A 14,205-nucleotide genomic window follows, 5' to 3' on the forward strand; every position below is an offset into this window, starting at 1 on the left:
TCGAACCAGCGGCTTTTTTTATAGTTTCTTATTGAGAACCCATCTTTAAACCAATGGGTTAAGAAATGAATCCTTACTCAATAAACTCTTCCATATTTTATTCGAATTATACGATCTATCTACCCGTTATTTTTGTATATTGTATAGATACAGTGAACAACAAGATCAGTAGATTTCAGTCGTTATGTTAAACGTCATTCAGCTACTACCCGACTCGATAGCGAATCAGATTGCCGCTGGTGAAGTTGTACAACGACCGGCCTCAGTTGTAAAGGAATTGCTTGAAAACTCGGTCGATGCTAAAGCGAAATCCGTACAGGTGATCATTCGGGAAGCGGGTCGCAATCTGATTCAGATTGTAGATGATGGCGTTGGTATGACTGAAACCGATGCTCGCATGAGTTTTGAGCGCCATGCAACTTCAAAAATTCGCTCCTCAGACGATCTCTTTAAAATTCGCACGATGGGTTTTCGGGGCGAAGCACTGGCCTCCATTGCAGCCGTAGCGCAAATTGAAATGCGTACGCGCCGGGCTGAAGAAGAGCTGGGAACGCTTATTCGTATTGAAGGATCGGATATCAAAACGCAGGAACCCATCACTTGTCTGCCGGGTACAAATCTGCTCATCAAGAATTTATTTTTTAACGTTCCGGCCCGCCGTAACTTCCTTAAGTCAAACTCGGTTGAGATGCGTCATATCATCGACGAATTTCAGCGCGTTGCCTTAGCGAATCCAGAAGTAGCGTTTTCATTATTCCATAACGATCAGGAAATCTATAATCTGCCAGCCGGAAAGCTGAGCCGGCGGATTGTAGATATGTTTGGGAAGAGCTATCGGGAGCAATTAAATCATTGCGAAGAAAAAACGCCTTATGTAACTGTACATGGGTACATCGGCAAACCCGAATCAGCCAAGAAAGCGCGAAACGAGCAGTTTTTCTTTGTCAACAATCGCTATATCAAACATAATTACCTGCACCACGCCGTCATAGGTGCTTATGAAGGTACACTGCCCGAAGGAAGCCATCCTTTTTATGTTTTGTTTATAGATATTGACCCGTCACACATTGACATCAATATTCACCCGACTAAAACTGAAATAAAATTCGACGATGAGCGGTCAGTGTATGCCATTATGATGGCTGCCGTTCGCAAAGCCGTCGGGTTGTATAATCTGACGCCTTCGCTTGATTTTGATTCGGATGTAAACTTTTTAGCAGGAGTAACTCCTGCTATACCCAAGTCATCGTCCATTGTCGGAAAATCAGGGGGAGAATCTATTGTTGCCAAGTCAAAGGCAAATGCTACAGATGGAGGCTTTCCTCGGCCGATTACGCCTTCCTGGGCATCGGGCGGTTCTCAATCACAGCCTGTCAACGAGCGGAGTTCCCGACGCAATGAATCCCTGGACAAGGCAGCAGGAAGTAGTTTTGATTTACCGAGCAAGGCAACGCCAAAGCCATCCGTTAATAATTGGCAAAACTTGTCAGACGGAAATACAGGAGGGTCCAATTCGAATGATTCATCCGAAATTACCGGCGATTGGCTGGGCCCTGCTAAACAGGATGACTCCTCTACTAGTCAGCCATCAGACGAAAACGAACCGATTACGCTTGGCAGTCGGGCGAATCAACTAAAAGTCGATTTGGTCTCGACAGAGCGGTCAACACCAACGCTGGTTGAAGATGAAAATATCGTTCAGGTACAGAATCGGTATCTTTTAGCTCCCATCAAATCGGGGGTCTTGCTAATTGATCAGCGGAGAGCTTACGAACGAATTTTATATGACCAATTTCAGGCTGCCCTAACCAAGCAGAATGGTGTTTCGCAGCAATTACTATTTCCGAAAACAATCACGCTATCACCTGTTGATTTTCAATTAGCTCTCGATCTCCGCGAAGACCTGACAAACCTGGGGTTTGAATTCGATGAATTAGGGGCTAATACCTTTGTTATTCGGGGCGTTCCGGCGTTGACAATGGGCGAAAACGAAGAAGAACTCTTTGCGAATTTATTAGCGCAGTTGCGTGCCGATACAGGCCGATTGAAATTGGATAAAATTGAATCGATGGCTCGTTCGCTGGCAAAACGGTCTTCTTCACACCACGCCGTTCGTTTGGGCGCTGCCGAATGTCGAACGTTAGTAAACCAATTGTTTGCCTCAACCAACCCCAGTTATACGCCCACAGGCGAACCAATAACGGTTGTGCTTACGTTGGATAAAATTGCAGGTCTTTTGCGCTGATAATTAAGTAAATCAGCCTAATTTAGTTGATATAACGATGTTTAACTTTACGCCGGTAGTTCGGGCTCTATTAATAATAAACGTTCTGGTTTTTCTGGTTACGAATAATGCCATTATTGAACAATTTGGTCTTCATTCGTTTCTGTCTGACCGGTTCAATCCAATTCAGTTATTGACGCACATGTTTTTACATGGCAGCTTTAACCATATTTTGAGTAATATGATTGGGTTGATCGTTTTTGGGCCAATGCTCGAGCAGTTCTGGGGACCGCGTCGTTTTACGTTCTTTTACTTTTTTTGTGGATTAGGGTCAGCTTTCTTATTCTCAGGTGTAAACTATTACGAGATGCACGACGTATATGAGTCAGTTCAAGCGTATCGGGCAGCTCCTGGGTATGATAACTTTTCGGCATTTGTTGATCAGCATGCGGCTTCGTATTATGATCAGCTACTGCCATTTATGGAAAAATTTAGGAGTAACCCGACTAGTAGTCAGCTGATTCAGACTAGTATTGGGTTTGTGAATCAGCTATTTACCAACCAGGTCGATGAACCCATGGTTGGTGCCTCTGGTGCAATTTTTGGTGTAATAATGGGTTATGGACTGTTGTTTCCGAACACTCAGCTATTTTTATTGTTTCCACCTATACCGATCAAGGCAAAGTGGCTCGTTATCTTCTACGGAGCCTTTGAACTATATTCGGGTATCTATCGGGCGCAAGCCGACAATGTCGCTCATTTCGCACATATCGGCGGCATGTTGTTTGCATTTATATTGGTGAAATACTGGGGGTCCCAGCGAAAAACGTTTTATTAGTGATGAGCGGGTTGTTCGAGGATTTTCGAAGCGAATTCAATAAGCCCAACAATACGTTGGTGCAATTGATCTTAATTAATACGGTTGTCTTTCTGGTGCTCCTGCTAACGAAAGTTGGTCTGACCATGGCCCAGAATGAACCCATTTATTATTTCATTCTGGAGCAATTAACAATTCCTGGGGATATAAAGGCCTTTTTGCATAAACCCTGGACATTATTTTCCTACTTTTTCACCCACGAGGATATTTTTCATATTCTCTACAATATGCTTTTCCTATACTGGTTCGGTCGGTTAATTGACGAATATTTAGGCAACCGACGCCTGGTAGGTCTTTATATTATGGGCGGCTTAGCTGGCGGTTTGCTTTATCTGACCCTATTCAATTTAGTACCTTACTTTCAAATGCGGGCGGCTACAGCGCAGATGTTGGGCGCTTCAGCAGCTGCGTTTTCGGTTGCAGTGGGGGCGGCAACATTGTTGCCAAACTATACATTTCACTTACTCTTTTTTGGCCCCGTCCGAATTAAGTATATCGTTTTCTTTTTTATCGTTCTGTCAATTGCTCAGTCAGCAGGAATCAACGCGGGTGGACATCTAGCTCACTTAGGTGGCGCTTTAATGGGATTCTTTTATGTTAAATTGCTCCAGAACGGTACAGATCTAGGCCGTCCAATTTACTGGATCGCAGATGGCTGGAGTAATTTACTGAAACCAAAGCCACCAATTAAGGTTTCATACCGCCAGCGCAGTAATGCCAGTACACAGGGGAGCTCCTACGTATCCTCATCAGGAACAGCATCAACTATGTCGACGCCGGATCAGGATGAAGTCGATAACATTTTGGATAAGATTTCACGCTCTGGTTACGAAAGCTTAACTCGCGAAGAAAAGCAGAAACTTTTCCGGGCTAGTCAGCGTAATTAGCGGGTATGTATCCTGAATAATAAAATCATTTCTTTATAAAATCTAATCCTCTGCGTTCTCCGTATATATACAGAGGCCCAGAGGATTAGATTTTTTATAGTTATCAAAAAAATGTAGTAGCTTCGTTGCCTAAACACAGTGAGCAAGTTTCTGACAGAACATTCTATTCTGTACAGGTGTTGTAAGACAGACGTTTACCTGCTACCATCATGCTGATTACCCCTGGCAGCCTTCTGGCCACTATCAATACCCCCGACGATCTTCGTAAACTCGATAAATCTCGCTTACCTCAAGTTGCTGATGAACTTCGTCAGTTTATTATTGACGATGTTTCAGTCTACGGCGGCCATTTCGGCGCTAGTTTGGGCGTAGTGGAGCTGACCGTTGCCTTACATTATGTTTTTAATACACCTGACGATCAGTTAGTTTGGGACGTTGGCCATCAGGCTTATGGACACAAAATTCTGACGGGTCGGCGCGATAAATTTCATACCAACCGGTTCTATAAAGGACTTTCGGGTTTCCCGAAACGCAAAGAAAGTCCTTATGATTCGTTTGGCGTTGGACACTCATCTACCTCTATTTCAGCGGCTCTAGGCATGGCTGTTGCTTCGCAATTGCAGGGTAACACGCAGCGAAATCACATTGCCGTTATCGGCGATGGTGCTATGACGGCCGGTGAAGCTTTCGAAGGGATGAATCATGCGGGTGCAACTGACAGCAATCTGCTGATCGTGTTGAATGACAATTGTATGAGCATCGATCCGAACGTTGGTGCGCTACGCGAGTACCTGACTGATATTACGACTTCGCAAACCTATAATCGGGTAAAAGACGAAGTCTGGAATTTGCTCGGTAAGATGGATAAACTGGGCAAAACCGCTCAGGAGCTCGTCTCACAGGTTCAATCGGGAATAAAGAGTTCGTTGCTGGAGCAAAGCAACTTATTTGAATCGCTGCATCTGCGCTATTTTGGTCCTATTGATGGGCATGATATCGATCACTTAGTAAGTGTTTTAGCTGATCTTAAGCATATCCCCGGTCCCAAGCTTCTGCATGTTCTAACGGTAAAAGGAAAAGGATACGCTCCTGCCGAAAAAGATCAGACGAAATGGCATGCGCCCGGCCTATTCGACAAGGTTACGGGTGTCATTCAAAAGAAAATATATGATACACCTCAGCCGCCTAAATATCAGGACGTATTTGGCAACACACTCGTTGAATTGGCTGAGCAAAATCCTCGAATCGTTGGTGTAACACCCGCTATGCCATCGGGTTCGTCGATGAATATCATGATGAAAGCCATGCCAAAGCGTGCTTTCGATGTAGGTATTGCTGAACAACATGCCGTAACCTTCTCGGCAGGGATGGCTACGCAGGGAGAAGTTGTCTTCTGCAACATCTATTCGACGTTCATGCAGCGAGCCTACGATCAGGTTATTCACGACGTATGTATCCAGGAGTTACCGGTTATTTTCTGTCTCGATCGAGCCGGATTTGCGGGTGCTGATGGCCCAACTCACCACGGAGCCTACGATCTGGCGTTTATGCGCTGCGTTCCCAATATGATCGTGGCCGCACCGATGAATGAGCAGGAATTACGGAATATGATGTTCACCGCTCAATCCGACGAGATACAACAAGGGAAACGAGCATTTACGATCCGATATCCACGGGGTGAAGGCGTTATGCCTAACTGGCGTACTCCACTCGAAAAGCAGGTAATTGGGAAAGGGCGGATGATTGCCGATGGCGAAAATGTTGCCATTCTGACAATCGGCCATATAGGAAACTATGCTGTTGAGGCTTCTCAAATGCTAGCCAAAGAAGGCATTCGACCTGCCCATTTCGATATGCGCTATGTGAAACCGCTGGATGAAGAGTTGCTGCATAAAATTTTTAGCCGTTTTGATCGCGTTTTAACTATTGAAGATGGTTGTTTGATGGGCGGCTTTGGTAGTGCAGTTCTGGAGTTTATGGCCGAACACGGTTACACCGCTCGAGTAAAACGCCTGGGTATTCCTGATGCCGTAATCGAGCATGGCGAACAACTCGAACTCCACCGAGAATGCGGTTTTGATCCACAAGGCATTGCCGAAGCTGTTCGGGAATTGCTCTTTACAGGTCAAAAAGTAGCAGTTTAATCATTTATTTCTGACAGGATTACAGGGTTATTGGACATTAGTCTGATAAGCCTGTAATCCTGTCTTTTTTGCTTATGAATGTTTTCAAGTTTGGTGGGGCCTCCGTAAAAGATGCAGCGGGTGTTCGTAATGTAGCCGAAATAATTCGCACGCAAGCCCAAAATACCGTCGTTGTTATTTCGGCAATGGGTAAAACAACGAATGCGCTGGAGACGCTGGTTCGGGCCTACGTAGCTCAAAGAGCTGAAGAAGCCCGTGAGATTCTAGCGTCTATTTATAGCTACCATACTACTATCATAGCAGAATTAATAGGTGATTTTAGTGCCGTCTATCAAACGTTTACCGAATTAGAAACCTATTTATCAAACCCTATTGCTGGCAACTACGATGAAATCTATGATCGGATTGTTGCGCAAGGGGAAATCATATCAACTCAGATTGTTACAGCTTATACTCAACAATTCGTAGCTGTAGAATGGGTAGATGCACGTAAGCTTATTTCCACAGATACAACCTTTCGGGAGGGACGAATCGATTGGGATAAAACAAAGGTATCGATTCAGCAATACGTAAAACGGGATGGTATTACAATCACGCAGGGATTTATTGGTCACACTGCCGACGGTCGGACGATTACGCTTGGTCGCGATGGATCAGATTATACGGCCGCTGTTTTTGCGCATTGCCTCGATGCTGAAAGCGTTACAATCTGGAAAGATGTACCAGGAGTATTCAATGCCGATCCTAAATGGTTCGATCAAACGGTTCGACTAGACCAATTGACTTATCAGGATGCTATTGAACTAGCCTATTACGGGGCAACCGTAATTCATCCGAAAACTATTAAACCGCTGCAGAACAAGAATGTTCCTCTTTATGTGCGGTCCTTCATAACGCCAGATTTGCCTGGATCGGCAATTGGTAATTACAAGCAATCACTATCAACACCATCATTCATTTTCAAAATCAACCAGGTGTTGATTTCGCTTCATCCAAACGATTTTTCCTTTATCGCTGAAGAAAATCTAAGCCGGATTTTTGGGCAATTTGCCAAGGCAGGCGTTAAAATGAATTTAATGCAAAATACGGCGATTAGTTTTTCGGTTGTTGTGGATAATAACCCTGATCGCGTGCCTGCTTTATTAGATCAATTGAAACAGGATTTCAAGGTCAATTATAACGAAGGATTGGAGTTGATTACCATTCGCCACTATGACCAAAAGACGATTGATCGCGTAGTAGTCAATAAAAAATTATTGCTGGAACAGAAAAGTCGCTATACGGCTCAGCTGGTTGTGAAGGATTTGGGATAACGTAACTGCTGTCTTTTTAGTTGGTATAACTTTACCACCTTCCCTATCTTTGAACTAAGTAAAATATCATTTTTATGCACTACGGCTATTTCAACGGCACCATCGCACCCACCGACCAACTGGCCGTCGGCGTTACCGATCTGAGTCTATTACGTGGATATGGTTTATTTGACTACTTCCTAACGTATAATGGCCGGCCATTTCAGTGGGATTGGTATTGGGAGCGATTTCAGAATTCCGCTTCGAGAATGCATTTGCCTTTACAACTCGGTAAAGAGGAAACGTATAGCATTCTGATGGACTTAATTGAGCGCGGTGGCGGATCTGATGTCGCGTTTCGATTTATTATGACGGGTGGTTATTCAGCTGATAGTATTACAATTGAACGGCCTAACTTACTTATTCTCACCGAATCGATTCATCCTGTATCACCTATCCAATACGAACAAGGCATCAAGGTCATTTTGGATGAGTACGTCCGGGAAATGGCGGAGGTGAAAAGTACAGATTATAAACGGGTGATTTTGATGGCTCAGGCTATTAAATCGGCTGGTGCATCTGATTTATTGTACCAAAAAGGTGGACAGATTAGCGAATTGAGTCGGAGTAATTTCTTTCTGGTCAAAGGAGATCGGCTGATTACACCAAACCAGCATATTCTGCACGGAATAACTCGCCGAACGATTATCCAACTGGCTCAGTCTGATTTTTGGGTTGAAGAGCGCCCTTTGCTGCTGTCCGAGCTTTACGATGCCGATGAAGCTTTTACAACCAGCTCAACAAAAAAAGTACTGCCTATTGTCCAGATTGGTGATTTAACCATTGGTGATGGCAATCCCGGTCCAAAATCAAAATTTCTCCTGGAACGCTTCAACGATCTGATTAAGACCTGGTAATAGAGATGTCGCGTATTGATAAATCACCTCTGGCGTGATTGTCTGCTCCTGCCCTATTCTCCCGATGCAGGGTAAACCCGTATAATTCAGAATAAAGGATTCCGTTGCCGGAACGGTTGGTCCATTAAATAGAATACCCAGTACATTAATCCGACGACTTAGGCAGGCTTCAACCGACAAGAGTGTATGGTTGATACTGCCCAAATAGTTTCGGGATACCAGCACGACAGGCAAATTTAGTCGCTCGATCAGGTCAACATTTAAGTCTTGATTGTTGAGCGGAACCATCAATCCACCAGCCAATTCAACAACTAGCGCATTCGTTGTCTGTGGTAAATTAATCGTATCTAATTCGATTTCTACACCATCCAGTTCAGCAGCAGCATGAGGTGACAACGGTTGTGTCAGTCGATAAGCTTCCGAATGAAACTGGGATTTTGAATTACGAATAAGCTGACGAACTGTATTCGTATCTGAATCCTCTAAAGCTCCTGACTGGATCGGCTTCCAATAATCTGCCTGTAATGCTTCGACTAGTGCAGCCGAAGCTACAGTTTTTCCAATTTCCGTCCCGATACCTGCAACGATGAGTTGAGTAGCCATAATCAAAATTTATTCATTGGATTAGCGACTAATGTCGCTTTCAGCACGTCAATTAATTGATCAATTTGTTCTGTTGTATTAAACGCATGTACGCACAACCGCAACCGCTCCTGACCAGCCGGAACAGTCGGGCTTAAAATGGCGCGTACATCAAGATTCACAGCCTGCGCTTCAGTAGCAATCAATCGAGCCTGATCATTCCCCGGAACGAGCAAACATTGAATCGGCGATTGACTGTCTATCCAGACAGAAGCAGGTAATTTTTTGGCCACGCATTGCTGGAAATACCCGAGTTGCTTGAAAACTTGTGTACGATTACTCGGCTGTCTTGTTAAGTATTGGTGTGCACATTGAATGGCTAGCAGGCTATGTGGAGGCAGGGCTGTTGTATAAATAAATGGTCGGGCAAAGTTGATTAGGTATTCGCGCAGTACCCCAGGGCCAAGAATTGCAGCACCGTGCACGCCCAAGGCTTTACCGAATGTATGAACCCGCGCCAGTACACGATCCTGCAAACCCATAGCCACGACTAATCCTTCCCCATTTGGCCCATACAAACCGCTCGCGTGTGCTTCATCAACCAATAAGCCTGCTTCATATCGGTCGCACAGATCAGCTAAGGCGGCTAGAGGAGTTACATCGCCATCCATTGAATAGACTGACTCTACGGCTACAAATATTTGTCCGTTTTGCCTGGTTAAGTTGGCTTCTTTTAGCTTCGTTTCTAAGTCATCCAGATCATTATGCCGAAAACGATGTCGGGTAGCATAACTAAGTCTTGCCCCATCAATCATACTGGCGTGAATTAGCTCATCGGTTAGAAGTGTATCACCTGATTTAGGAAGGCAGGATAGCAAGCCTAGATTCGCGTCATAACCGGAATTGAAAATAAGGGCAGATTCGGCGCGGTAAAAGGCGGCTAGTTCTCGCTCAACCTGATCCGCTAGTGCTGTCTGACCAGCTAAAAGTCGCGAACCCGTTGCACCTATACCTGACTCCACATGGGCGGCATCCGCTTGTTGAAGTAAAACTTTAAGTTCCGTTGATCGGGCAAACCCGAGGTAATCGTTTGAGCAGAAATCAACAAACCCGTCGGCTACGCGTAGTTGGCGTAAAAGCCCATTCTGTTGATACGTTGCTAATCGTTCGGATATGGCTTGCGTAGTTGAATAAGTCAATGTAAACATAATTACAAAGGTAAATTAGCTTTTATATACTAACCGACCTTCCCGAGCCAAAATGTGCATAAGCTTAAAGTTATCCACAAAGTAAATGTGGATAACTTTCTCGTAAACAGGAAAATATCTATATCTAGCGTTTAATCGATGATAGTTATCCACAAGAGCATGGCAGAAATCTTGTCACTACTCCGAAATAGAAAGAACAATTTTGCCAAATTGATGCCCACCATCCATTTTTTGCATGGCTTGTTCGATAGCTGACAGAGGAAAGATTTCGTCAATTACAGGTACAATCCGTTTGTCGTTTACCAAATTAATCATCGCCTTAAATTCGCTTTCTGTACCCATCGTCGTTCCGAAAATTGATAACTGTTTGAAGAAAACTTTTGGCGGCACGATGTCGGTAATATTGCCAGTCGTTCCGCCAAAAAAAGCAATTCGTCCACCTGGTGCTGCCACATCGATCAATTTCGCAAAACTTGGCCCGCCAGCACTGTCGATAATAACATCGAAATAGCCCTGCCGACCTCCACCAGTTTGTGCCATTAAGGCTTTATGCCAATCAGGTTGGCGGTAATTCATACTTCCACGTATGCCCATTTTCTGTACGTCGGCCAGTTTTTCCTCGGAGCCAGACGTAACCCAAACTTCGGCACCAACAGCCACAGCAAACTGTAAGGCAAACAAAGCTGCCCCCCCGCCAATACCCGTCACCAGCACCTTTTCCGGAATACTCCCTTGCTGAGAATTTAAACTCGCCCGCGTAATAAGGGCCCGCCAGGCAGTTAGGCCCGCTAAAGGGAGTGCAGCGGCTTGTTCAAACGAAAGATGGGCTGGTTTAGGATGGATGTATTCAGCACCGACGGCCACATAGTCAGCAAATGTACCGTTCTCCGGCATACCTAGTATTCGAAAATTAGCCCCGTAAAATTTCGGATTATCTCCCCAATACATAGCCGGATTGATCACAACCGATTGGCCAATCCACGACTGATCAACGCCTTCTCCAACTTCCTCTACAACACCAGATCCATCTGAGCCTAAAATGACAGGGAGTTTTATAGCTGGATACAAACCTTGCTGAATGTAAACATCCCGGTGATTGAGCGCAGCGGCTTTCAACTTTACAAGTACCTTTCCGGGCTCGGCTACAGGTATAGGCGCATCGATAAGCTGAACAGGCTGATGAATGGCGGGAAGAAGGATGGCTTTCATAGGTTCATTCAGAATTAAAACCGGAAGTTGTGAGACCATGTCTGACCATTTACATTTGTCCAACTAAATTTTGGGACGATGATAACGTATCGATCAGCTACTTCGGCCGATGCTGAGCCAATTGCTCAACTACATAGTCTTAGCTGGCAACAAAATTACAGAGGTATTTGGAGTGATGACTTCCTGAATGGGCCTGTTTCTGAAAATAGACGAACGGTTTGGCAACAACGACTACAGCAGCCTACGCCCGATCAATACGTTGTCGTAGCGGAATCCGACAATAAACTTTGTGGATTTGTCTGCGCTTATTCTGACGAGCACCCCGTTTGGGGAACCTTACTTGACAATTTGCATGTACATAAAAACCAACAAGGTCAGGGTATTGGTGGAGAACTTGTCCGGTCGGCAGCTCGTTGGTCTTTCGACCAATTTCCCAAAATGGGGCTTTATTTATGGGTGTTGGTGGACAACACTCGTGCACAGAAAGTATACGACGCTTTAGGTGGCGTTAATCATGAATTAGTTTCGATGCCAAACCCCGATGGTAGCTTTTCGGACTGCTATCGATATGTTTGGACTGACATAAAAACATTAGTATGATTCGTTTTTTTAGTGAAGATGCGCCCTATAAACTTGCCCAAAAACCAGTCGTTCGCCAATGGCTGAAACAGCAGGCAGCCAAAGAAGGCTATAGTGTAGGCGATTTAAACTATATTTTCTGTTCGGATGAATACGTATTGCAGGTCAATCGGGATTATCTCGAACACGATTATTACACGGACATTATTACATTCGATCAGAGTGAAGAGGAGGGAAAAATAGAAGGTGATATTTTTATTAGTGTCGATCGGGTAGCCGATAATGCAACTCAATTAGGCGTTCCGGTTGAGCAGGAAATGCATCGGGTGATCGCGCACGGTCTTCTCCATCTGTGCGGCTACGGCGACAAAACTGATCAGGAAGAAGCTCAGATGCGGGCTAAAGAAGAGGAATGGCTTAGCCAATATAAATCCTGACTACCAGGCATTTATAGTCATTTCCGATTAACCAGCCGTTAGGCCACCGTCTAACTGAATAGCCTGGCCGGTGAAAAAGCCATTTTCATCGGAACATAACCATAGAATCGCCTGAGCAATTTCTTCAGGCTCTCCCAATCGGCCAATGGGAATCCGCTTGCGCATTTTTTCTTCCATGCCAGGAGCGGTCAAAAATAATTCGTCTACCATTGCGGAGTGTGTGTAGACCGGGCAAATGGCATTAATACGTATGTTCTGGCGGACATATTCCAGCGCGGCTGTCTTGGTCAATCCAATTACTGCGTGTTTTGATGCACTATAAGGCGCTCCCATCGCCATTCCGCGTACGCCTGCAATGCTTGATACATTGACAATTTTTCCACCTGTATCCTTTTGGGTCAACATTTGCCGAATTTGCGCTTTCATTCCGTAAAAAACGCCCCCCACATTTACAGCCATCATCTGGTCGAAATCTTCTTTTGTCTGCTCAGTCAGTCGTCCGTATTTTCCCCCAATACCGGCATTGTTAATGCCTATATCCAGCCGTCCATAGTGCGTAACCGTCTGCTGAATAGCCGATTCTATTTGTATTGGATCAGCTACATCGCAGGAAATAAATAGAGCCTCCCCTCCTATTTGGCGGATTTTCTCGACCGTTTCCCGACCACTTACTTCGTTGATTTCAGCGACGACAATCCGTGCTTTCGCATGAGCAAACGCTAATGCTGTGGCCCGGCCTATTCCAGATCCTGCTCCTGTAATAAACACAACCTGATTAGTGAAATTTGTCATAAGTTCTGACGATAAGGTTAACGGTATAGCAAAATAAGATTAATTGGCCGCTTTTGGTAACGTATAGATCGTTAGGTGACTTGCTATTAAGATGTAATACGTGAGTAAAAAATGAAAGTTATTAATTTTTTAATTTGTATTTTTCTAAGAAGTTTTTACCTAACCAATAGATATAACTATAGTTAGTAGCGTATTACGATTGCAATTTTTTAGGATTTATACTCTTTTATAAAAAAAGCAAAATCCTTTATTTCCAAGGTCGCGTAGATATAGCCGTCTTCGTTGATAAACGACTAAGACTCATCTCCTAACAAAATTCACTCAATGGAAAACGTTACTAATCGACCCGACACAACCCCATCAGGGATCGCGGCTAGTCGGCGGTCGTTTTTGCGGACAGCGGGAGCGGCAGCCGTAACCGGTGGTCTGCTAACGGCCTGTTCTCAAGCAAGCGACAATTATTTGATTCCTTCTGGCAGTGCTCGTGCAGCTGGTGAAACAGTTAAATTACCAACTGGTGATGTTGGTATTCTTGGCTTCGCCTACGTTCTGGAACAGCTCGAAGCTGCTTTCTACGAAATGGTTCTTGCCAAGCCATACCCCAATATGTCGTCGGCAGACCGGCAACTTTGGACAGATATCCGTGGCCACGAAATTGTTCACCGCGAACTGTTTAAGTTAGCCTTAGGTGGTGCCGTTCCAACGCTTACGTTCAACTTCAGTAGCATTGATTTCAACGACCGTAACGCTGTATTGATTGCGGCTTCGGCCTTTGAAGATACGGGTGTCGGTGCCTACAACGGCGCTGGTAAATACATCAAAGATGCTGGCTATCTGACCCTGGCGGGTAAAATCGTTTCGGTTGAAACGCGCCATAGCTCGATTATCCGCGAAATGCGCTTCCCAAATATGACGGCCTTCGCTGGGGAATCGATCGTAACACCAGAAGGTGCTCTTCACTTGGCTATGGAGCCAACGAAAGTATTACCAATTGCACAGAGTTACATTCTTGAAACCATCGACGCCAGCGCATTAGTGGCTAGCCTCGCCTAAATCT

Annotated in this window: 13 protein-coding genes; 9 read left to right on the top strand and 4 right to left on the bottom strand. The window is 44.8% G+C overall.

Annotated elements, in window-relative coordinates:
• The first annotated feature begins 184 nt into the window (after nucleotides 1-184).
• The 6 genes from mutL to ACYVE4_RS18320 all read left to right on the top strand — a co-directional run bounded on the left by mutL (nucleotide 185) and on the right by ACYVE4_RS18320 (nucleotide 8,341).
• Entirely contained in the window at nucleotides 185-2,245 is a 2,061-nt protein-coding gene (gene mutL / locus ACYVE4_RS18295) for a DNA mismatch repair endonuclease MutL (protein WP_461041640.1), read from the top strand.
• A gap of 37 nt (nucleotides 2,246-2,282) precedes the next feature.
• Nucleotides 2,283-3,062: a rhomboid family intramembrane serine protease gene (locus tag ACYVE4_RS18300; protein ID WP_461041641.1), complete on the top strand. Its 780-nt coding sequence runs from the start codon at nucleotides 2,283-2,285 to the stop codon at nucleotides 3,060-3,062.
• Between the two features lie 2 nt (nucleotides 3,063-3,064).
• A complete protein-coding gene (locus ACYVE4_RS18305) occupies nucleotides 3,065-3,988 on the top strand; it encodes a rhomboid family intramembrane serine protease (RefSeq protein WP_461041642.1) in 924 nt (307 codons plus the stop codon).
• Between the two features lie 209 nt (nucleotides 3,989-4,197).
• A complete protein-coding gene (dxs, locus tag ACYVE4_RS18310) occupies nucleotides 4,198-6,132 on the top strand; it encodes a 1-deoxy-D-xylulose-5-phosphate synthase (protein WP_461041643.1) in 1,935 nt (644 codons plus the stop codon).
• A 74-nt stretch (nucleotides 6,133-6,206) separates the two neighbouring features.
• Nucleotides 6,207-7,445, top strand: coding sequence for an aspartate kinase (locus ACYVE4_RS18315; RefSeq protein WP_461041644.1), 1,239 nt, complete (start codon nucleotides 6,207-6,209; stop codon nucleotides 7,443-7,445).
• 74 nt (nucleotides 7,446-7,519) lie between these two features.
• A complete protein-coding gene (locus tag ACYVE4_RS18320) occupies nucleotides 7,520-8,341 on the top strand; it encodes an aminotransferase class IV (protein WP_461041645.1) in 822 nt (273 codons plus the stop codon).
• Here the strand turns inward: ACYVE4_RS18320 and bioD are convergent.
• From bioD to ACYVE4_RS18335, 3 genes are all read right to left on the bottom strand, one after another.
• Nucleotides 8,294-8,944, bottom strand: coding sequence for a dethiobiotin synthase (gene bioD / locus ACYVE4_RS18325; protein ID WP_461041646.1), 651 nt, complete (start codon nucleotides 8,942-8,944; stop codon nucleotides 8,294-8,296). The two genes, ACYVE4_RS18320 and bioD, sit on opposite strands and share 48 nt — an antisense overlap.
• Nucleotides 8,945-8,946: 2 nt before the next feature.
• The gene (locus ACYVE4_RS18330; RefSeq protein WP_461041647.1) at nucleotides 8,947-10,131 is read right to left on the bottom strand and encodes an aminotransferase class I/II-fold pyridoxal phosphate-dependent enzyme; all 1,185 of its coding nucleotides are present in this window, start codon (nucleotides 10,129-10,131) and stop codon (nucleotides 8,947-8,949) included.
• A 177-nt stretch (nucleotides 10,132-10,308) separates the two neighbouring features.
• On the bottom strand, nucleotides 10,309-11,340 hold the full coding sequence (locus tag ACYVE4_RS18335) for a zinc-binding dehydrogenase (RefSeq protein ID WP_461041648.1): 1,032 nt from the start codon (nucleotides 11,338-11,340) through the stop codon (nucleotides 10,309-10,311).
• A 78-nt stretch (nucleotides 11,341-11,418) separates the two neighbouring features.
• Between ACYVE4_RS18335 and ACYVE4_RS18340 the strand changes: the two genes are divergently transcribed.
• Together ACYVE4_RS18340 and ybeY are read left to right on the top strand one after the other, a co-directional pair.
• Complete coding sequence (locus ACYVE4_RS18340; protein WP_461041649.1) at nucleotides 11,419-11,940, top strand: GNAT family N-acetyltransferase; 522 nt, start codon at nucleotides 11,419-11,421, stop codon at nucleotides 11,938-11,940.
• Nucleotides 11,937-12,356, top strand: coding sequence for an rRNA maturation RNase YbeY (ybeY, locus tag ACYVE4_RS18345; RefSeq protein WP_461041650.1), 420 nt, complete (start codon nucleotides 11,937-11,939; stop codon nucleotides 12,354-12,356). Before ACYVE4_RS18340 ends, ybeY begins: the two co-directional genes overlap by 4 nt.
• Nucleotides 12,357-12,383: 27 nt before the next feature.
• Here ybeY and ACYVE4_RS18350 read toward each other — a convergent pair whose 3' ends face one another.
• Entirely contained in the window at nucleotides 12,384-13,148 is a 765-nt protein-coding gene (locus ACYVE4_RS18350) for an SDR family NAD(P)-dependent oxidoreductase (RefSeq protein WP_461041651.1), read from the bottom strand.
• Nucleotides 13,149-13,472: 324 nt separating this feature from the next.
• Between ACYVE4_RS18350 and ACYVE4_RS18355 the strand changes: the two genes are divergently transcribed.
• On the top strand, nucleotides 13,473-14,201 hold the full coding sequence (locus tag ACYVE4_RS18355; protein WP_461041653.1) for a ferritin-like domain-containing protein: 729 nt from the start codon (nucleotides 13,473-13,475) through the stop codon (nucleotides 14,199-14,201).
• Nucleotides 14,202-14,205 lie beyond the last annotated feature (4 nt).

This window comes from Spirosoma harenae (assembly GCF_054776975.1).

What these genes read in the sequence shown, in the direction of transcription:
- ACYVE4_RS18330 (WP_461041647.1), bottom strand. Translation starts at nt 10,131, where the DNA reads ATGTTTACATTGACTTATTCAACTACGCAAGCCATATCCGAACGATTA.
- ACYVE4_RS18340 (WP_461041649.1), top strand. Translation starts at nt 11,419, where the DNA reads ATGATAACGTATCGATCAGCTACTTCGGCCGATGCTGAGCCAATTGCT.
- bioD (WP_461041646.1), bottom strand. Translation starts at nt 8,944, where the DNA reads ATGGCTACTCAACTCATCGTTGCAGGTATCGGGACGGAAATTGGAAAA.
- ACYVE4_RS18355 (WP_461041653.1), top strand. Translation starts at nt 13,473, where the DNA reads ATGGAAAACGTTACTAATCGACCCGACACAACCCCATCAGGGATCGCG.
- mutL (WP_461041640.1), top strand. Translation starts at nt 185, where the DNA reads ATGTTAAACGTCATTCAGCTACTACCCGACTCGATAGCGAATCAGATT.
- ACYVE4_RS18305 (WP_461041642.1), top strand. Translation starts at nt 3,065, where the DNA reads ATGAGCGGGTTGTTCGAGGATTTTCGAAGCGAATTCAATAAGCCCAAC.
- ACYVE4_RS18315 (WP_461041644.1), top strand. Translation starts at nt 6,207, where the DNA reads ATGAATGTTTTCAAGTTTGGTGGGGCCTCCGTAAAAGATGCAGCGGGT.
- ybeY (WP_461041650.1), top strand. Translation starts at nt 11,937, where the DNA reads ATGATTCGTTTTTTTAGTGAAGATGCGCCCTATAAACTTGCCCAAAAA.
- ACYVE4_RS18350 (WP_461041651.1), bottom strand. Translation starts at nt 13,148, where the DNA reads ATGACAAATTTCACTAATCAGGTTGTGTTTATTACAGGAGCAGGATCT.
- ACYVE4_RS18300 (WP_461041641.1), top strand. Translation starts at nt 2,283, where the DNA reads ATGTTTAACTTTACGCCGGTAGTTCGGGCTCTATTAATAATAAACGTT.
- dxs (WP_461041643.1), top strand. Translation starts at nt 4,198, where the DNA reads ATGCTGATTACCCCTGGCAGCCTTCTGGCCACTATCAATACCCCCGAC.
- ACYVE4_RS18320 (WP_461041645.1), top strand. Translation starts at nt 7,520, where the DNA reads ATGCACTACGGCTATTTCAACGGCACCATCGCACCCACCGACCAACTG.
- ACYVE4_RS18335 (WP_461041648.1), bottom strand. Translation starts at nt 11,340, where the DNA reads ATGAAAGCCATCCTTCTTCCCGCCATTCATCAGCCTGTTCAGCTTATC.